The organism is Pseudomonas sp. NPDC087598 (assembly GCF_044743525.1).
Classification (GTDB): Bacteria; Pseudomonadota; Gammaproteobacteria; order Pseudomonadales; family Pseudomonadaceae; genus Aquipseudomonas.
This window is the reverse complement of record NZ_JBIUWQ010000028.1, coordinates 60,157-78,881: the sequence shown is the minus strand read 5'-3', so window position 1 is coordinate 78,881 and position 18,725 is coordinate 60,157. Positions and strand designations below refer to the sequence as shown.

At 59.5% G+C, this 18,725-nt stretch carries 17 protein-coding genes and 1 tRNA gene; 6 read left to right on the top strand and 12 right to left on the bottom strand.

The annotated features are described in order from the left end of the window. The 5 genes from ybgF to nadA all read left to right on the top strand — a co-directional run. Window positions 1-720 (top strand): tol-pal system protein YbgF (ybgF, locus tag ACIOWE_RS16800; protein ID WP_401393479.1); only part of this gene is annotated, 720 nt, incomplete at its 5' end. Between the two features lie 166 nt (window positions 721-886). Further along, window positions 887-1,534, top strand: a complete 648-nt coding sequence (gene queE, locus ACIOWE_RS16795) for a 7-carboxy-7-deazaguanine synthase QueE (RefSeq protein ID WP_401393477.1) — start codon at window positions 887-889, stop codon at window positions 1,532-1,534. Between the two features lies 1 nt (window position 1,535). Next, window positions 1,536-2,228 (top strand): 7-cyano-7-deazaguanine synthase QueC, encoded by a 693-nt coding sequence (queC, locus tag ACIOWE_RS16790; protein WP_401393475.1) that lies wholly within the window; start codon window positions 1,536-1,538, stop codon window positions 2,226-2,228. A gap of 62 nt (window positions 2,229-2,290) precedes the next feature. Beyond that, window positions 2,291-2,366: transfer RNA gene (locus tag ACIOWE_RS16785), tRNA-Lys, on the top strand. A gap of 271 nt (window positions 2,367-2,637) precedes the next feature. Next, on the top strand, window positions 2,638-3,696 hold the full coding sequence (gene nadA, locus ACIOWE_RS16780; protein WP_103303962.1) for a quinolinate synthase NadA: 1,059 nt from the start codon (window positions 2,638-2,640) through the stop codon (window positions 3,694-3,696). A gap of 136 nt (window positions 3,697-3,832) precedes the next feature. On the opposite strand, the gene ACIOWE_RS16775 is transcribed toward nadA, so the two are convergent. The 9 genes from ACIOWE_RS16775 to arcC all read right to left on the bottom strand — a co-directional run bounded on the left by ACIOWE_RS16775 (window position 3,833) and on the right by arcC (window position 14,546). Beyond that, window positions 3,833-4,321, bottom strand: coding sequence for an RDD family protein (locus ACIOWE_RS16775; RefSeq protein WP_201237061.1), 489 nt, complete (start codon window positions 4,319-4,321; stop codon window positions 3,833-3,835). A 96-nt stretch (window positions 4,322-4,417) separates the two neighbouring features. Next, complete coding sequence (locus ACIOWE_RS16770; RefSeq protein ID WP_003175786.1) at window positions 4,418-4,630, bottom strand: cold-shock protein; 213 nt, start codon at window positions 4,628-4,630, stop codon at window positions 4,418-4,420. Between the two features lie 405 nt (window positions 4,631-5,035). After that, a complete protein-coding gene (gene gcvT / locus ACIOWE_RS16765) occupies window positions 5,036-6,160 on the bottom strand; it encodes a glycine cleavage system aminomethyltransferase GcvT (RefSeq protein ID WP_401393471.1) in 1,125 nt (374 codons plus the stop codon). A 51-nt stretch (window positions 6,161-6,211) separates the two neighbouring features. Next, window positions 6,212-7,588: an L-serine ammonia-lyase gene (locus tag ACIOWE_RS16760; protein ID WP_401393468.1), complete on the bottom strand. Its 1,377-nt coding sequence runs from the start codon at window positions 7,586-7,588 to the stop codon at window positions 6,212-6,214. A 203-nt stretch (window positions 7,589-7,791) separates the two neighbouring features. After that, window positions 7,792-10,644, bottom strand: a complete 2,853-nt coding sequence (gene gcvP, locus ACIOWE_RS16755; protein WP_401393465.1) for an aminomethyl-transferring glycine dehydrogenase — start codon at window positions 10,642-10,644, stop codon at window positions 7,792-7,794. 11 nt (window positions 10,645-10,655) lie between these two features. Then, window positions 10,656-11,039, bottom strand: a complete 384-nt coding sequence (gcvH, locus tag ACIOWE_RS16750) for a glycine cleavage system protein GcvH (RefSeq protein WP_401393462.1) — start codon at window positions 11,037-11,039, stop codon at window positions 10,656-10,658. 436 nt (window positions 11,040-11,475) lie between these two features. Then, window positions 11,476-12,984: a sigma-54-dependent transcriptional regulator gene (locus tag ACIOWE_RS16745; protein ID WP_401393459.1), complete on the bottom strand. Its 1,509-nt coding sequence runs from the start codon at window positions 12,982-12,984 to the stop codon at window positions 11,476-11,478. Window positions 12,985-13,190: 206 nt separating this feature from the next. After that, entirely contained in the window at window positions 13,191-13,553 is a 363-nt protein-coding gene (locus tag ACIOWE_RS16740; protein ID WP_401393457.1) for a DUF5064 family protein, read from the bottom strand. A gap of 63 nt (window positions 13,554-13,616) precedes the next feature. Beyond that, window positions 13,617-14,546, bottom strand: coding sequence for a carbamate kinase (gene arcC / locus ACIOWE_RS16735; protein ID WP_401393454.1), 930 nt, complete (start codon window positions 14,544-14,546; stop codon window positions 13,617-13,619). Between arcC and ACIOWE_RS16730 the strand changes: the two genes are divergently transcribed. Then, window positions 14,545-14,736 (top strand): hypothetical protein, encoded by a 192-nt coding sequence (locus tag ACIOWE_RS16730; RefSeq protein ID WP_401393451.1) that lies wholly within the window; start codon window positions 14,545-14,547, stop codon window positions 14,734-14,736. The genes arcC and ACIOWE_RS16730 overlap by 2 nt on opposite strands. Window positions 14,737-14,805: 69 nt before the next feature. On the opposite strand, the gene ACIOWE_RS16725 is transcribed toward ACIOWE_RS16730, so the two are convergent. The 3 genes from ACIOWE_RS16725 to arcD form a co-directional block, all read right to left on the bottom strand. Then, window positions 14,806-15,816: an ornithine carbamoyltransferase gene (locus ACIOWE_RS16725; protein WP_201237068.1), complete on the bottom strand. Its 1,011-nt coding sequence runs from the start codon at window positions 15,814-15,816 to the stop codon at window positions 14,806-14,808. A 68-nt stretch (window positions 15,817-15,884) separates the two neighbouring features. Further along, window positions 15,885-17,141: an arginine deiminase gene (arcA, locus tag ACIOWE_RS16720; protein WP_401393448.1), complete on the bottom strand. Its 1,257-nt coding sequence runs from the start codon at window positions 17,139-17,141 to the stop codon at window positions 15,885-15,887. A gap of 34 nt (window positions 17,142-17,175) precedes the next feature. Further along, window positions 17,176-18,603: an arginine-ornithine antiporter gene (gene arcD / locus ACIOWE_RS16715; RefSeq protein ID WP_401393445.1), complete on the bottom strand. Its 1,428-nt coding sequence runs from the start codon at window positions 18,601-18,603 to the stop codon at window positions 17,176-17,178. Window positions 18,604-18,725: the final 122 nt, after the last annotated feature.

The following is an 18,725-nucleotide window of genomic DNA, read 5'->3' as shown; positions in this document are numbered from 1 at the left end:
TATCCGCCTGCGGGTTACGGTACGAACGGCGCCTATGCCGGGGGAGCGGCTTCGGCCCCTGCCTCGGCACAAGGCATGCTGTTCAACCAACTGCAACAAATGCAGGATCAGATTTCGCGCCAGCAAGGCGTGATTGAAGAACTGCAGAATCAGGTTGCGCGCATGAAGCAAGAATCCCTGGAGCGATACCAGGATCTTGATCGGCGCATAGGATCCGGTGCTGCACCTGCCGCGACTCCTGAGAATTCTTCTGCCGGTGGCGATGCAAGTGCTGCTGCCGGTGCTGCCGCTGGCGCCGGGGCTGCTGCCGCCCAGGCACCTGCTGCAAGTAGTGAACCGGGTGATCCGGCCAAGGAAAAGCTGTATTACGATGCTGCTTTCGACCTGATCAAAGCCAAGGATTTCGACAAGGCCAGCCAGGCCTTCGCCGCTTTCCTGCGCAAATACCCGAACAGCCAATACGCGGGCAACGCCCAGTATTGGCTGGGTGAAGTGAACCTGGCCAAAGGCGATCTGCAAGGTGCAGGTCAAGCGTTTGCCAAGGTTTCGCAGCTGTATCCAAAGCACGCCAAAGTGCCGGATTCGCTGTACAAGCTGGCTGATGTAGAGCGCCGCCTCGGTCATACCGACAAGGTCAAAGGCATTCTGCAGCAGGTGGTGTCCCAATATCCGGGCACGTCCGCCGCGCAGTTGGCCCAGCGCGATCTGCAGCGCATGTAACCTCGCTTCACCCGTTTGGAAGAAACCCGCGCTTGTCGCGGGTTTTTTCGTTAGAATTCACGCCCTTTTTCTGAAACACGCTTCTTGTGGTCTACGCGCTGGCGGGATTGCCTGAAGTGCCTGACGGAGGCGGACAGCCTGTTTAGCTGTTACGCCCGTGGCGACTATGCAAGACACATTGAGAATCACCGAAGTTTTCTACTCTTTGCAGGGGGAAACGCGGACTGCCGGGCTGCCCACGGTTTTTGTGCGCCTGACCGGTTGCCCATTGCGTTGCCAATACTGCGACAGTGCGTATGCGTTCAGTGGCGGTACGATCCGCACCCTCGACGACATCCTCGAACAAGTGGCCGGGTTTCGACCGCGCTACGTCTGCGTCACCGGCGGCGAGCCGTTGGCACAGCCGAACGCCATTCCTTTGCTTAAACAGTTGTGTGATGCCGGTTACGAGGTTTCGCTGGAAACCAGCGGCGCCCTCGACGTTTCCGCTGTCGATCCGCGTGTCAGTCGTGTTGTAGATCTGAAGACGCCGGGTTCGAAAGAAGCTCACCGCAACCGTTACGAAAATATCGAATTGCTGACCCCGAACGATCAGGTGAAGTTTGTCATCTGCTCGCGGGAAGACTACGACTGGGCAGTGTCGAAACTGATTCAGTACGGTCTTGAGCGACGTGCCGGCGAAGTGCTGTTTTCGCCAAGCCACCATGACCTGAATGCTCGGGATCTGGCGGACTGGGTGGTGGCCGACAATCTGCCGGTGCGTCTGCAATTGCAGCTGCATAAATATCTTTGGAACGATGAGCCGGGGCGCTGAGATGACAGAACAACTGAATACCACTGAAAAACGTGCAGTCATCCTGCTGTCCGGCGGCCTCGACTCGGCAACTGTCGTGGCCATGGCTCGCGCCGAAGGCTACAGCTGTTACACCATGAGTTTCGATTACGGCCAGCGTTCGCACGCAGAACTGCACGCCGCTGCGCGTGTTGCCCGCGACCTGGGCGTGATCGAGCACAAGGTGATCGGCCTCAACCTGAACGGCATGGGCGGCTCGGCCCTGACCGATAGCAGCATCGACATCCCGGAAGAGCTGGGTGAAGGCATCCCGGTCACTTATGTGCCAGCGCGCAACACGGTGTTCCTGTCGCTGGCATTGGGCTGGGCGGAAGTGCTCGCCGCGCGCGACATCTTTATTGGTGTGAACGCCGTGGACTATTCTGGTTACCCGGATTGCCGTCCCGAGTTCATCGAGTCGTTCGAGCGCATGGCGAATCTGGCGACCAAGGCCGGTGTTGAAGGCAATGGCTTTCGCATCCAGGCGCCGTTGCAGAACTTGAGCAAGGCGCAAATCGTCGAGGCAGGCGTGAAGCTCGGTGTCGATTACGGCCTGACCGTTTCCTGTTATCAGGCGGATAACGACGGTCGCGCATGCGGCAAATGCGACAGCTGCCGCCTGCGTGCAGAAGGCTTTGCGGCAGCTGGTGTGGACGACCCAACACCTTATTTTTGATTATTTTCAAAAAGGTGTTGAATAGTCCTTAAAAATCAGTATTATACGCGCCACCACACAGCGGGTCGTTAGCTCAGTTGGTAGAGCAGTTGGCTTTTAACCAATTGGTCGTAGGTTCGAATCCCACACGACCCACCATATTTGGCGGTTTAGAAAATCCGGAAGGCCCACGAAAGTGAGGATTTCCGGGTTTTTTTTTGCCTGCAATTCGGGTCTCTGTTCTTTCAGACCCAGCAGCGCTGACGCAGGTCAGAATCATCTTTTGTATCAACGGGATATTCTGTAGCCTTGCGCAGCTTCAACGCTGTCCGTGCCTGATAATACTCACTCTCCCGGCGGTACCCTCAAGCGGTCCGGAGCCGGGTGTATACTCGACTTTCGCGCGAAAGCGCCTGCAGGTCTTGCGAACATGACGCAGATTTCCGAACGCCTTCTGGTTCAAGCCCACCTCGATGCCAAACAGCCTAAACCGCTGACGGCCGAGGAAGAGGCCTACTACCGTTCCGCCATTGCCGCCGAGCTCAAGGCTCAGGACGCGGTGCTGGTTGCCCACTTTTATTGCGATCCGGTGATTCAGGCTCTGGCCGAAGAAACCGGCGGCTGTGTGTCCGACTCCCTGGAAATGGCCCGCTTCGGCAATGCCCATCCGGCCAAGACCGTAGTGGTCGCCGGCGTGAAGTTCATGGGCGAGACCGCGAAGATTCTCAATCCGGAAAAGCGTGTACTGATGCCGACCCTCGAAGCGACCTGCTCGCTGGACCTGGGTTGCCCGGTGGACGAGTTTTCGGCGTTCTGCGATCAGCACCCGGAGCGCACGGTGGTGGTTTACGCCAACACGTCCGCTGCGGTGAAGGCGCGGGCCGACTGGGTGGTGACATCGAGCTGCGCACTGGAAATCGTCGAAAGCCTGATGGACAATGGCGAGACCATCATCTGGGGGCCGGACAAGCATCTGGGCACCTACATCCAGCGCAAGACTGGCGCCGACATGCTGCTCTGGGACGGTGCCTGCATCGTCCACGAAGAGTTCAAGTCCAAGCAGCTCGAAGACATGAAAGCGCTGTACCCGGATGCCGCGATTCTGGTGCACCCGGAGTCGCCGACTTCGGTGATCGAACTGGCCGACGCCGTGGGCTCCACCAGTCAATTGATCGCCGCTGCGCAGACGCTGCCGAACAAGACGCTGATTGTCGCCACCGACCGTGGCATCTTCTACAAGATGCAGCAGCTGTGCCCGGACAAGGTCTTCATCGAGGCGCCAACCGCCGGTAACGGCGCTGCGTGCCGCAGTTGCGCACATTGCCCGTGGATGGCCATGAACACCCTTGAGCGCACGCTCAAGAGCTTGAAGGAAGGGACGAACGAGATCTTTGTTGATCCGGCGTTGATTCCGCAGGCGATTCGGCCTTTGAAGCGGATGCTGGACTTTACCCAGGCGGCGCGGATGAAGCTGGCCGGTAACGCTTAAGTTCTTTTAGACACGACACAAAACCTGTGGGAGCGAGCCTGCTCGCGAAAGCGGTGTATCAGTCACCATTGAAGTCGACTGATGCTACGCCTTCGCGAGCAGGCTCGCTCCCACATTGGTATTCGGCATTTGGTAATTATTTGGTCTTCTTCGGAATCCGCACGACGCGGGTATCGGAATAGATGTCATGCCACGTGCGCTTCTGCTTGTCATACAGCGACCAGAAGAATCCCAGGCCCACGCACAGCCACGAAGCAATCGACACCATGAACCGCAACAGCGACTGCCACAGACTGATTGCGCTGCCATCGGCGTTCTGCACGCGAATCCCCCACACCTGCATGCCCAGCGTCTGCCCACCATGGGTCCAGAACTTGGCGAAGAAGGCAAACAGCACCAGCAGCAATACTGTTGAGTAGAGCGGATCGCCGTCGAGTTTGCCGGCGTCGGTCATTGCCCGCAGGCGTTCTTCGCCGATGATTGCCGCCTGAATCAGTTTGTAAACGAAGCCGGTGACGATCAGCAAAGCAGTGCACAGCAGAAAGTCATAAAACATCGCGGCCAGACGACGGCCGAGGCCAACGGGAGGAAAGTCGCCCTCAGGGGTGAGCAGGTTTTTCGACATGGCAGCCTCTGGACGCAAAATGAAGCGCCATTTTACGGATTCGCGCGCACAAAAAAGCCCCTGATATCAATATCAGGGGCTTTTTCGTTACAGAGATCAGGCTTCTGCTTGTACTTCGTCAGCCTGCATGCCTTTCTGGCCTTGCACAGCAACGAAAGTCACTTTCTGGCCTTCTTTCAGGCTCTTGAAGCCGTTGCCCTGGATGGCGCGGAAATGTACGAACAGATCCGGACCGCTTTCAGGAGTGATAAAACCAAAACCTTTCTCGTCGTTAAACCACTTGACGGTACCGCTCTGACGTTGGGACATTTCTTATTTCCTTTGACGCAAAAAATTGATGACAGTCTCTTTCTCATGAAAGAGTACTGGGGCTGGTTGCAGGAGAGTAAGAAGACGTCGAACGGGATGTAGCTAACTTGTAGGCTACTGCCCAGGTCACGATTCCAAGCTGACCCATGCAAACACAGTGGAGAAACTCTACGCCAACTACGGGAGAAAAAACAAGCCCCGTGAAGACCCCGGTTTTGCTGCGCTTGCCGGTACTTAGTCGGTTCACTAGTGCGGGCTTAGACGATTGCCTTGTGCAAATGTTTTCGAACGTTATAAGCAAAGTTCATATTCGAATCGATTGTTAGAAAATGCACTTTTTTGTGGCGATTACGTTACACATTAGTGCACGCATAACGCAACCGCGTTACTTATAGAAACAGTCAATCATCCACGATAGTAGCGTTGTGGAACAAATGGCATTTTGCTTACAAGCATTGGCACCTTTTTCCCACGAACGATTGCCCAAACGGTTGTATCGAGGGTGACATAAGCGCTGTCGAGGTAACCCATCGCCAGCGGCCCGCCCAAGGTCGGTCCGAAACCGCCGCTGCACACGCTGCCGATGATTTCTCCCGCCTCGTTAACGATTTCCGCGCCTTCACGCACTGGGGTGCGCTCTTGTGGCAGCAGGCCGACGCGTTTGCGTACGACACCGTTCTGTTGCTGGGCAAAGATTTGTTCCGCCCCCGGGAAACCGCCGGCCCGTGCGCCATCAGCGCGACGCGGCTTGGAGATCGCCCACAACAGGCTGGCTTCGATTGGTGTGGTGTCGGTGTTCATGTCGTGGCCGTACAGGCACAGACCGGCTTCAAGGCGCAGCGAATCGCGAGCACCAAGGCCAATGGCCTGGACTTCTAGCTCGGCGAGCAGAGCGCGAGCGAGTTTCTCCGCAGCGTCAGCCGGCACCGAGATTTCGAAACCGTCTTCACCGGTGTAACCCGAGCGGCTGACGAAGCAATCGATGCCCAGCAGATTCACGCGGGCGAATTGCATGAAGGTCATCTGCGCGACGGAAGGGGCACGACGCGCCAGTACGGTGACAGCGGCAGGACCTTGCAGGGCGAGCAGAGCACGCTCCTCGAACAGCGCCGTAATGGTGCACTGATCGCCGATGTGTTGTTGCAGGTGCGCCAGATCCTGATCCTTGCACGCGGCGTTGACCACCAGGAACAGTTCGTCGTTACCGAGGTTGGCGACCATCAGGTCATCGAGAATGCCGCCGGTCTCGTTGGTGAACATCGCGTAACGCTGCATGCCCACTGGCAGGTCGATGATGTCTACCGGCACCAGAGTTTCCAGGGCTTTGGCAGCATTGGCACCGGTCAGGCGGATCTGGCCCATGTGCGAAACGTCGAACAGCCCGGCCTGTTCACGGGTGTGTTGGTGTTCTTTCATCACGCCCAACGGGTATTGCACCGGCATGTCGTAGCCGGCGAACGGCACCATGCGGGCGCCGAGTTCGATGTGCAGAGCGTGCAGCGGGGTTTTCGACAGTTGTTCGGTGGACATGCGGAACTCCTTGATTCACGCCAACCCTCTCCCGGAGGGAGAGGGGGCTAATTAGCATTCGATAATGTTGACCGCGAGACCGCCGCGGGCGGTCTCTTTGTATTTGCTTTTCATGTCGGCGCCGGTCTGGCGCATCGTGCGGATGACTTTGTCGAGGGAGACGAAATGCTGGCCGTCGCCACGCATGGCCATGCGCACCGCGTTGATTGCCTTCACCGAGCCCATCGCATTGCGCTCGATACACGGCACTTGCACCAACCCGCCAATCGGGTCGCAGGTCAGGCCGAGGTTGTGTTCCATGCCGATTTCCGCAGCGTTCTCGACTTGCTGCACGCTGCCGCCGAGCACTTCACACAACGCGCCGGCCGCCATTGAGCAGGCAACGCCGACTTCACCCTGACAACCGACTTCGGCGCCGGAGATCGAAGCGTTTTCCTTATAGAGAATGCCGATGGCCGCCGCAGTCAGCAGGAAGCGCACCACACCGTCGTCATTCGCACCGGGAATAAAGCGCATGTAGTAATGCAAAACAGCCGGAACAATCCCCGCCGCGCCATTGGTTGGCGCCGTCACCACGCGCCCGCCGTTGGCGTTTTCTTCGTTGACTGCCAGTGCGTAAAGGTTGACCCAATCAAGCACCGAGAGTGGATCGCGCAGTGCCGATTCCGGGTTCTTGCACAACTGCCGATGCAGCGCGGCAGCACGTCGTTTGACCTTCAAACCGCCCGGCAAGATGCCTTCGTTACGGCAACCGGCGGCGACGCAGTCCTGCATTACCTGCCAGATCTTCAGCAGCCCGGCGCGGGTTTCCGCTTCCGGGCGCCAGGCGCTTTCGTTGGTCAGCATCACCTGGCTGATCGACAGACCGTAGGTGGTGCAGTGACCGAGCAAGTCCTTGGCACTTTTGAACGGGAAGGTCAGCGGCGTAGCGTCTTCGACGATGCGGTCGGCGCCGGCCGCATCCTCATCGACGACAAAGCCGCCGCCGACCGAGTAGTACTCGCGGCTGCGAATCTGCAGGCCCGCCGCATCGAATGCGCGAAAGATCATGCCGTTGGGGTGATAGGCCAGCGGCTTGCGGATCATCGCCAGGTGTTCTTTCTCGTTGAACGCGATGTTGTGTTCACCGAGCAGATTCAGCTGGCCGTTGCCGCGAATTTCTTGCAGGCGTGCGGCGACGGTTTCGGTGTCGACGGTGTCCGGGTGTTCACCTTCAAGGCCGAGCAGCACGGCCTTGTCGCTGCCGTGACCCTTGCCGGTGGCGCCGAGCGAGCCGTAAAGCTCGACGCGCACGCTGGCGGTGGCACCGAGCAGGTTTTCCCGGCGCAAGCCTTCAGCGAAGCGCGCAGCAGCACGCATCGGGCCAACGGTGTGGGAGCTGGAGGGACCGATGCCAATCTTGAACAGGTCGAACACGCTTAACGACATGAGTGGTTCTCCGGTTTCTTGTTATAGGAATTGGCGGAATATCAGGCTTGATGCGTTCCTTGTGGGAGCTGGCTTGCCAGCGATGGCGGTGTGTCAGGCAACAGAGATGGAGACTGATCCACCCTCATCGCTGGCAAGCCAGCTCCCAGAGGGATTTGTGGTGTTCTTGAAAGTGGGGGCAGGCAAGCCTGCCCCTCATTCCATTAAGCGTAGCTTTCGATCGACGGGCAGGCGCAGACCAGGTTGCGATCGCCGAACACGTTGTCGACGCGACCGACCGGCGGCCAGTATTTGCCTTCGATCAGCGAGGCGACCGGATACACGGCTTGCTCGCGGCTGTACGGGTGAGTCCACTCGCCGACCAGTTCCGCCGCGGTGTGCGGAGCGTTTTTCAGCGGGTTGTCGTCCTTGTCCAGCGTGCCGTTTTCCACTGCGCGGATTTCTTCGCGGATACGGATCATGGCGTCGCAGAAGCGATCCAGTTCTTCCCTGGATTCACTCTCGGTCGGCTCGATCATCAGCGTGCCCGCTACCGGGAACGACATGGTCGGGGCGTGGAAGCCGAAGTCGATCAGACGCTTGGCGACGTCATCGACGCTGATGCCGCTGCTGTCTTTCAACGGACGCAGGTCGAGGATGCACTCGTGTGCCACCAGTCCGTTGCTGCCGGTGTACAGCACTGGATAGTGCTCTTCCAGGCGACGGGAAATGTAGTTGGCATTGAGGATCGCCAGTTGCGAAGCGCGCTTCAGACCCGCGCCGCCCATCATGCGAATGTACATCCAGGTGATCGGCAGAATGCTCGCGCTGCCGAACGGTGCTGCGCAGACCGCGCCTTCCTTGCGTTCCATCTGGCCGTGGCCTGGCAGGAATGGTGTCAGGTGCGACTTGACGCCAATCGGGCCGACGCCCGGGCCGCCACCGCCGTGCGGGATGCAGAAGGTTTTGTGCAGGTTCAGGTGCGAGACGTCGCCGCCGAACTTGCCCGGTGCGCAAAGGCCGACCATTGCGTTCATGTTGGCGCCGTCGATGTACACCTGGCCGCCGTTGTCATGAATGATCCCGCAGATTTCGCGGATGCCTTCTTCGAACACGCCGTGGGTCGACGGGTAAGTGATCATCAGTGCGGCGAGGTGTTCGCGGTGCTCGATGGCTTTGGCGCGCAAGTCTTCGATGTCAACGTTGCCCCGCGCATCGCACGCGGTCACCACCACACGCATGCCAGCCATGTTGGCGGTGGCCGGGTTGGTGCCGTGGGCTGACGAAGGAATCAGGCAGATGTCGCGACGGTCATCGCCACGGCTCTGGTGATAGGCGCGGATCGCCAGCAGGCCAGCGTATTCACCTTGCGAACCGGCGTTCGGTTGCAGCGAGATCGAGTCGTAACCGGTAGCGGCGCAGAGCATCGCTTCCAGTTCATCGGTCAGTTGCTGATAACCGGCGCTTTGCGCGGCGGGAGCGAACGGGTGCAGGGCGCCGAACTCAGCCCAGGTCACCGGGATCATTTCGCTGGCAGCGTTGAGTTTCATGGTGCACGAGCCCAGCGGGATCATGGTGCGATCCAGCGCCAGGTCCTTGTCCGCCAGTTTGCGCAGGTAGCGCATCAGCTCGGTTTCCGAGTGATAACGGTTGAACACCGGGTGGCTGAGGATCGGCGACTGACGCACCAGCGCCGCCGGGATGGTGCTTTGCACCGAAGCGGCCAGCGCAGCGAAGTCGGGCAGGCTCTTGCCGTCGGCGAACAGGCTCCACAGGGTTTCGATGTCAGCCTGAGTGGTGGTTTCGTCGACCGACAGGCCCAGACGCTGAGCGTCGATTACGCGCAGGTTGATCTGCGCAGCGTGCGCCTTGTCGTGCAGCGCGGCGGTTTTTGCGCCGGTGGCCAGGGTCAGGGTGTCGAAGAAGCTGGCCTGCTCGACGGTCTGGCCCAGAGCGGTCAGGCCCTTGGCCAGAATTGCGGTCAGGTGATGTACGCGGTTGGCGATCTGCGTCAGGCCTTTCGGGCCATGGTAGACGGCGTACATGCTGGCGATGTTGGCCAGCAGCACTTGCGCGGTGCAGATGTTCGACGTGGCTTTCTCGCGACGGATGTGTTGTTCGCGGGTCTGCATGGCCAAGCGCAGCGCAGGCTTGCCGAAACGGTCAACCGAAACACCGACCAGACGGCCCGGCATGTCGCGCTTGAACGCATCCTTGGTGGAGAAGTAAGCGGCGTGCGGGCCACCGAAGCCCAGCGGCACGCCGAAGCGTTGCGCGGAACCGATAGCAACGTCCGCGCCGAACTCGCCCGGGGCGGTCAGCAGGGTCAGGGCCAGCAGGTCGGCAGCGACCGCGACCAGCGCATTGGCAGCGTGGAAGCGTTCGGTCAGTTCGCGGTAGTCGAACACATCACCGTTGCTGGCCGGGTATTGCAGCAGCGCGCCGAAGAACGGCGTCACGTCGGTCAGTTCACGCTCATCGCCAACCACAACGTCGATGCCCAACGGCTCGGCACGGGTGCGCAGCACGTCGAGGGTTTGCGGGTGGCTGTGGATCGAGGCGAAGAACTGGTGGCTGCCCTTGTTCTTGCTCAGGCGTTTGCAGAAGGTCATGGCTTCGGCAGCGGCAGTGGCTTCGTCGAGCAGGGAAGCGTTGGCGATCGGCAGGCCGGTGAGGTCGCTGATCAGGGTCTGGAAATTCAGCAGCGCTTCGAGACGGCCTTGGGAGATTTCTGGCTGGTATGGGGTGTAAGCGGTGTACCAGGCCGGGTTTTCCAGCAGGTTGCGCAGGATCGGCGACGGCGTGTGGCAGTTGTAGTAGCCCTGGCCGATGTAGGTCTTGAACAGCTGATTCTTGCCGGCGATGGATTTGATCATCGCCAGGGCATCGGCTTCGCTCAGGCCGTCATCCATGCCGAGCACGCTGGTGCCCTTGATGCTTTCCGGGATGACGCTGGCACTCAGGGCTTCGAGCGAGTCGAAACCGAGGCTGTTGAGCATGGCTTGCTCGTCACCGGCGCGTGGGCCGATGTGACGGGCGATGAATTCGTTGGCAGTGCCGAGGTTTACTTGGGTCATGTCGTTACTCCTCAGGCTTCGGCTTGGGCTTTGATCAGGCGGTCGTAAGCGTCCTGATCCAGCAGTTTGCCGACAGCGCTGGCATCGCTTGGCTTGAAGCGGAAAAACCAGCCTTGGCCGAGCGGTTCTTCGTTGACCAGTTCCGGTGCGTCTTCCAGTGCCGGGTTCACTTCCAGCACGTCACCGTCGAGCGGCATGTACACGCCGCTGGCGGCTTTTACCGATTCCACGGTGGCGGCTTCAGCGCCTTTTTCATAAGCCTGCAGTTCAGGCAGTTGCACGAACACCACGTCGCCCAGGGCGTTCTGCGCGAAAGCGGTGATGCCGACAGTGACAGAGCCGTCAGCTTCGGCGCGCAGCCATTCGTGATCTTCAGTAAAACGCAACTCGCTCATGGAAACTCCTCAGGGGGCCAGACTCGTCTGGTGGACGCGGTTGAAGGCGTGGGCGGGGAAGCCCTTATTTATGAAGGGTTGATTAGCAAGAACGCGGCCAATGTTGATTTATCTATATAAATCAATAGTTTATGTATTTAGGAGAGATGGTTGTCTTGAGCGTGTGTAGCGAAATCGCTACAGCATGGAGCGAGGAAAAAAGCTGAACGGGATCAAAGCCTTGCACAGCGGTGATCGGAAGAGGGTGTAGCGATATCGTTCCGCTGTAGCGCTTTCAGTACAGTTGCAGGTCGTTTTTAGCAAAAAAAGTCGGAACTGCTGAGAAACCTGTGGGAGCTGGCTTGCCAGCGATGACATCGGCACATGCGATATCGCAGGTGACTGACCCTCCGCTATCGCTGGCAAGCCAGCTCCCACAGGGTTTTTTTTGGTGTGCTCAGGGTTTGTTGGGGATGCCGTACTTGCGCAACCGATGGGCAATGGCGGTGTGCGAAGTTTGCAGTCGGCTGGCCAGTTGGCGGGTCGAGGGATAGCTGACGTAGAGTTTTTCCAGCAGTGACTTTTCGAACGACTCGACCGCTTGTTCGAGGCTGTCGACATCGCTGTCGGTCTGCCTCGCGACCGAGGTGCCTGCAATGTCGAGATCGCCGATGTCGACCAGGCTGCTTTCGCAAATCGCGGCAGCGCGGAAGATCACGTTTTGCAACTGACGCACGTTGCCCGGCCAGCGGTTGCCGAGCAGTGCCGGATAAGTGCCCGGCGCCAAGCGGCAGACCGGGCGCTGGATCTGCGCGCAGGCCTGCTGCATGAAGTAACGCGCGAGCAGCAGAATGTCCTGTCCGCGTTCGCGCAGCGGCGGTACTTCGACGTTGAGCACGTTGAGGCGATAGAACAGGTCTTCGCGGAACAAACCTTCGCTGACCATTTTTTCCAGGTCACGGTGAGTTGCGCTGAGGATCCGCACGTTGACCTTCACCTCACGATCGCCACCGACGCGGCGGAAGCTGCCGTCATTGAGAAAGCGCAGCAGTTTGGCCTGCAAGTACGGCGACATCTCACCGATTTCGTCGAGAAACACCGTGCCCTGGTTGGCCAGTTCCATCAGTCCCGGTTTGCCGCCCCGCGCCGCGCCGGTGAAGGCGCCGGGGGCGTAGCCGAACAGTTCGCTCTCGGCGAGGTTCTCCGGCAGGGCCGCGCAGTTCAGCGCGAGAAACGGCGCGCTGTGTCGCGCACTGATGGCGTGGCAGGCGCGGGCGACGAGTTCTTTACCAGTGCCGGTTTCGCCTTGGATCAACAATGGCGCGTCGAGCGCGGCCACCCGTTGCGCGCGCGCTTTGAGGGTACGGATCGCCGGGGATTCGCCGAGCAGTGCATCAAAACCTTCGGCGTGGTCATGGTGCAGCGCCGAGAGCTGTTCGCCGATGCGGTTCGGTTGATACAGGGTCAGCAGGGCGCCGGCGTCGGTGATTGGCGTGGCGTCGAGCAACAGGGTCTGGCCGTTGACGGTGATTTCGCGCAGCGGCAGGCGGAAACCGTGTTCGAGCAAGGTGTCGAGCAGGGCGGGATCGTTGAACAGTTCAGAGACGCTTTCACCGGCCGGTTCACGACCGTACAGCGCGATCAATGCCGGGTTGGCCAGCAGCACCTTGCCGGCGCTGTCGAGCGCGAGCACCGGGTCGGTCATCGCCGCCAGCAACGCATCGAGCTGCAAGTGCCGGCGCTGGCCGGGAAGGATGTCGACCACCGTCACCGCTTCCACGCCGCGCACGCGAAACAGTGCATCCTTCAGTTCTTCGAGCACTTGCGGGCTCAGGGTCGGCGCGTCGATGTAGACGTTCGGCGGGATCATCTCTACCGCATCCAGATTGAGATTGCGCCCACCGAGGATAGCCAGGACTTCCTGGGTGATGCCGACGCGGTCGATGAAGCTGACGTGGATACGCATGGGGGCGGTTCAGTGATCTGCAGAGCGGAGGGTGGCAAGTATGCCTTGGGGCGGGCTAATGGTGAAATCCGACGAGTGCTTGCGCCGGATGCATACCTTTGTGGGAGCGAGCCTGCTCGCGAAAGCGGTGTGTCAGACATGAAGATATTGACTGACAGATGGCTTTCGCGAGCAGGCTCGCTCCCACAGGGGGCGGTGGGTTCGGGTTATTCGAAATGCTCGGGATTGACCGGATCCCCGGATTTCATATTCAACTTCGTGCGGATGTCTTCAAACATCAAATCGTAATGTTTGTGCACCGAGCCGATCTGGCTGTGCGCTTTGGGAATCCCGTATTTTTCGGCGATCCCGGTTACGTTGTGGGCAAAGTTGTAAGCCTCTTCCTTGGGCAGGAAAAACGTTTCCTTCATGTCCTTGCCCTGCATGCTGCCATGCAGGGTGAACTGTATCCCTTTGCCTTTTTGCGGATCGGTGAACACTTCATAGTCGAGGTACACGTTGTAACTGACGTCGTCATCGGTCAACGCGTGCCGCTCGATATGCAAATGACCGGGTTCGAACTGGGCCATGGGTTTCTCCTTTCAAGGCATGGGAGAAGGGCAGACCTCACGCCTGCCCCCGGAGTTTCTAGTTTATCGATAGGTGATGCCGGGCTTCGCCGTGCTGACCCGAGTACCGGCGGTGCCCTGAACGATGGCTTCGATGTCTGCCAGCGAACCGATCACCGCAACCTTGCCAGTATGGCGTGCGAATTCGCAGGCTGCCTGAACCTTTGGCCCCATGGAACCGGCGGCGAAACCGAGGCGTTCGAGTTCGTCCGGATGCGCCTCGGCGATGGCTTTCTGGGTGGGCTTGCCGTAATCGATGAACGCCGCGTTGACGTCGGTAGCGATTACCAGCAGATCCGCCGCCAGTTGTTCCGCCAGCAGTGACGAGCACAGGTCCTTGTCGATCACCGCCTCGATGCCCTTGAGGTTACGGTTCTCGTCATACATGGTCGGAATCCCGCCGCCACCGGCGCAAATCACGATGCTGCCCTTGTCCAGCAGCCACTTGATCGGACGGATTTCGAAGATGCATTTCGGCCGTGGACTGGCCACCACACGGCGGAACTTGTCACCGTCGGGAGCGATGGCCCAGCCTTTTTCGGCAGCGAGTTTTTCTGCTTCGGCCTTGTCGTAGACCGGGCCGATCGGCTTGGTCGGATTCTTGAACGCCGGGTCGTTGGCGTCGACTTCAACCTGGGTGAGCAGGGTGGCGAACGGCACTTCGAAGTCCAGCAGGTTGCCCAGTTCCTGTTCGATGATGTAGCCGATCATGCCTTCGGTTTCGGCACCGAGCACGTCCAGCGGGTAAGGGGAGACGGAAGTGTAGGCCGCCGCTTGCAGCGACAGCAGACCGACTTGCGGGCCATTGCCGTGGGCGATGACCAGTTGGTTGCCGGGATGGATCTTGGCGATTTGCTCGGTGGCGATGCGGATGTTGGCGCGCTGATTGTCAGCGGTCATCGGCTCACCACGGCGGAGCAGGGCGTTACCGCCCAGCGCTACGACGATACGCATGGTGCATGTCCTTCTTCATGTAGGAGCTGCCGAAGGCTGCGATCTTTTGATCCTGATCCTCAAAAACAAGATCAAAAGATCGCAACCTTCGGCAGCTCCTACAGGTGATGGTTTACGGCTCGGTGCGATTCCTGTGGGAGCCGGGCTTGCCCGCGATGGTGGTGTATCAGTCAGCATTTCTGTTGGCTGACACACCGCTATCGCTGGCAAGCCAGCTCCCACATTGACCGTGTCTCGTCAGGGGGAGCGGGCGAGCTTTTTAGATATCCGCCAACGCCGACACCAGAATGGCCTTGATGGTGTGCATGCGGTTTTCCGCTTGCTCGAAGGCAATGTTGGCCGGGGATTCGAAGACCTCTTCCGTCACTTCGACGCCGTTGGCCAGGTGCGGATAGCGCGCGGCGATGTCTTTGCCGACCTTGGTTTCACTGTTGTGGAACGCTGGCAGGCAGTGCATGAATTTCACCCGTGGGTTGCCGGAGGCTTTCATCATCTTGGTATTCACCTGGTACGGCAGCAGTTGCTCGATGCGCTCGTCCCACGCTTCCACCGGCTCACCCATCGACACCCAGATGTCGGTATGGATGAAGTCGACACCTTTGACCGCTTCTTTCGGGTCTTCGGTGAGGGTGATGCGCGCGCCGCTTTCTTCGGCGAATTCTTTGCACTGGGCGATGAAATCAGCGTGTGGCCACAGCGCTTTCGGTGCAGCAATGCGCACGTCCATGCCCAGTTTGGCGCCGATCATCAGCAGCGAATTACCCATGTTGTAACGGGCGTCACCGAGGTAGGCGTAGCTGATGTCATGCATCGGCTTGTCGCTGTGTTCGCGCATGGTCAGCACGTCGGCAATCATTTGCGTCGGGTGGAATTCAGCGGTCAAACCGTTGAACACCGGCACACCGGCGAACTTGGCCAGCTCTTCGACGATTTCCTGTTCGAAGCCACGGTACTCGATGGCGTCAAACATCCGGCCCAGTACGCGGGCGGTGTCTTTCATGCTTTCTTTGTGGCCGATCTGCGACGAAACAGGGTCAATGTAGGTGACGTGAGCACCCTGATCATGGGCGGCGACTTCGAAGGCGCAACGGGTGCGGGTCGAAGTTTTTTCAAAGATCAGCGCGATGTTCTTGCCTTGCAGGTGTGGACGCTCGGTGCCGGTGTACTTGGCGCGCTTGAGGTCGCGGGAAAGGTCGATCAGGTAGTTGAGCTCGCGAGTGGTGTGGTGCATCAAGCTCAGCAAGCTGCGGTTGCGCATGTTAAAAGCCATGATGGATCTCCTTCGGTGTCGGTTATCCCCCTGACCGCACTGGATAAGTGCGATCAGGGCTCAGAGGTTTAGTAATCGATTGGGTCGCGCACGATCGGGCAGGTCATGCAGTGGCCACCGCCACGGCCTCGGCCGAGTTCGCCGGCGCTGATGGTGATGACCTCCACGCCCGCCTTGCGCAGCAGGGTGTTGGTGTAGGTGTTGCGGTCGTAGCCGATGACCACGCCCGGTTCCACGGCCACCACGTTGTTGCCGTCGTCCCATTGCTCGCGTTCGGCGGCGAAGCTGTTGCCGCCGGTTTCCACCACGCGCAGCTTCGGCAGGTTGAGGGCTTTGGCGACGGTGTCGAGGAAGCTCGATTCTTCGCGGCGGATGTCGATGCCGCCCTGTTTGCTTTCGTCAGGGCGCAGGGTGAACGCAACGATCTGATTGACCACCTCAGGGAAAATCGTCACGAGGTCGCGGTCGCAGAAGCTGAACACGGTGTCCAGGTGCATCGCGGCGCGGGATTTCGGCAGGCCGGCGACGATGACTTTTTCCACGGCTTTGTTCTTGAACAGGTTCAGCGCCAGTTGGCCTATGGCCTGACGGGATGAGCGCTCGCCCATACCGATCAACACCACGCCGTTGCCGATCGGCATGACGTCGCCGCCTTCCAGGGTGGAGCTGCCGTGATCCTTGTCCGGGTCGCCGTACCAGATTTCGAAATCGGCGTTGGTGAATTGTGGGTGGAATTTGTAGATGGCAGTCGCCAACAGGGTTTCCTGACGGCGCGCCGGCCAGTACATCGGGTTCAGCGTCACGCCACCGTAGATCCAGCACGTGGTGTCGCGGGTGAACTGGGTGTTCGGCAGCGGCGGCAGAATGAAGCTGGAGTGGCCGAGGAAGTCGCGGAACATCTGAATGGTCTTGCCACCGAAGCTGTCCGGCAGATCATCGGCGGACACACCGCCAATCAGGAATTCGGCGATGTGTCGCGGCTCCAGACTTTTCAGCCAGGACTTCACTTCGCTGATCAGGCCCAGGCCCACCGAATCGGCGGTGACCTTGCGCTCAAGAATCCAGTCCAGCGCCTCAGGGATGGCGACGATGTCGGTCAGCAGATTGTGCATTTCCAGCACGTCGATCCCGCGTTCACGCATCTTGGTGACGAAGTCGAAGTGGTCGCGTTTGGCCTGGGCAACCCAGAGCACGTCATCGAACAGCAGTTCATCGCAGTTGTTCGGGGTCAGCCGCTGGTGGGCCAGACCTGGGGAGCAAACCATGACTTTGCGCAGTTTGCCGGCTTCGGAATGGACGCCGTACTTAACTTTTTCCGTGGTCATTGCAGTGATCCTCCAGAGATAAAACTGTTGGCAATTACAGAGTCAGGAAGCCGTCGTAGAGACCGTAGGCTGCCACCAGGGCACCGACGACCACCGCGGCGAAAATCAGCTTCTCGACGTTGGTGAAAACCGCTTGTTTGAGTTCCAGCTTGGCCTTGGCGAACAGGATCGCGCCGGGTGCATAGAGCAGGGCCGAGAGCAGCAGGTACTTGACGCCGCCGGCGTAGAGCAGCCAGACCGCATAGATCAGGGCGATGCCGCCGATGATCAGATCCTTGCGCCGCTCGGCCGCGAAGCCTTCGTAGGTTTCGCCACGTACCGCCAGCAGCAGGGCATACGCCGCCGACCACAGGTACGGCACCAGAATCATCGAGGTGGCGAGGTAGATCAGCGACAGGTAAGTGCTCGCCGAGAACAGGGTGATGATCAGGAAAATCTGCACCATCGCGTTGGTCAGCCACAGGGCATTGACCGGTACGTGGTTGGCGTTTTCCTTGCGCAGGAACTCCGGCATGGTGTGGTCTTTGGCGGCGGCGAACATGATCTCCGCACACAACAGCACCCACGACAGCAACGCGCCCAGCAGCGAGATGATCAGACCGACGCTGATCAGCACCGCGCCCCAATGACCGACCACATGCTCAAGCACGGCGGCCATCGACGGGTTCTGCAGTTTCGCCAGCTCAGGCTGAGTCATGATGCCCAGCGACAGCACGTTCACCAGCACCAGAAACAGCAGCACGGTGATGAAACCGATCACGGTGGCCTTGCCGACGTCCGAACGTTTCTCGGCGCGGGCCGAGAAAATGCTCGCGCCCTCGATGCCGATGAACACCCACACGGTGACCAGCATCATGTTGCGCACCTGGTTCATCACACTGCCCAGATCGGGGTTTTTCACGCCCCAGATGTCGGCGGTGAAGATGTCCAGTTTGAAAGCGAAAATCGCGATCAACACGAACAGCAGCAACGGCACGACTTTGGCAACTGTGGTCACCAGGTTGATGAACGCCGCTTCCTTGATCCCGCGCAGCACCAGAAAGTGCACGGCCCACAGCAGCACAGAGGCGCCAATCACGGCGGCAACGGTGTTGCCTTCACCGAAAACCGGGAAGAAGTAGCCGAGGGTACTGAACAGCAGAACGAAGTAACCGACGTTGCCCAGCCAGGCACTGATCCAGTAACCCCAGGCGGACGAGAAACCCATGTAATCGCCGAAACCGGCCTTGGCGTAGGCGTAGACACCGCCGTCGAGGTCAGGCTTGCGGTTGGCAAGGGTCTGGAAGACAAAAGCGAGGGTGAGCATGCCGACGGCGGTGATGGCCCAGCCGATCAACACCGCACCGACATCGGCGCTGGCGGCCATGTTTTGTGGCAAAGAGAATATCCCGCCACCGATCATTGAACCGACTACCAATGCAACCAGTGCACCTAGTCGTAGTTTTCCGGGAGCTTCAGACATTGCATGACTCCATTGCAGGAGAGAAGAGTTCACAGCGTAGGACTGTTGACTGTTCGACCAACTGACATAGATCAGTGCATAGGCACATTCCATTGTTAATGAATGACTTAGGTCTCGGATGC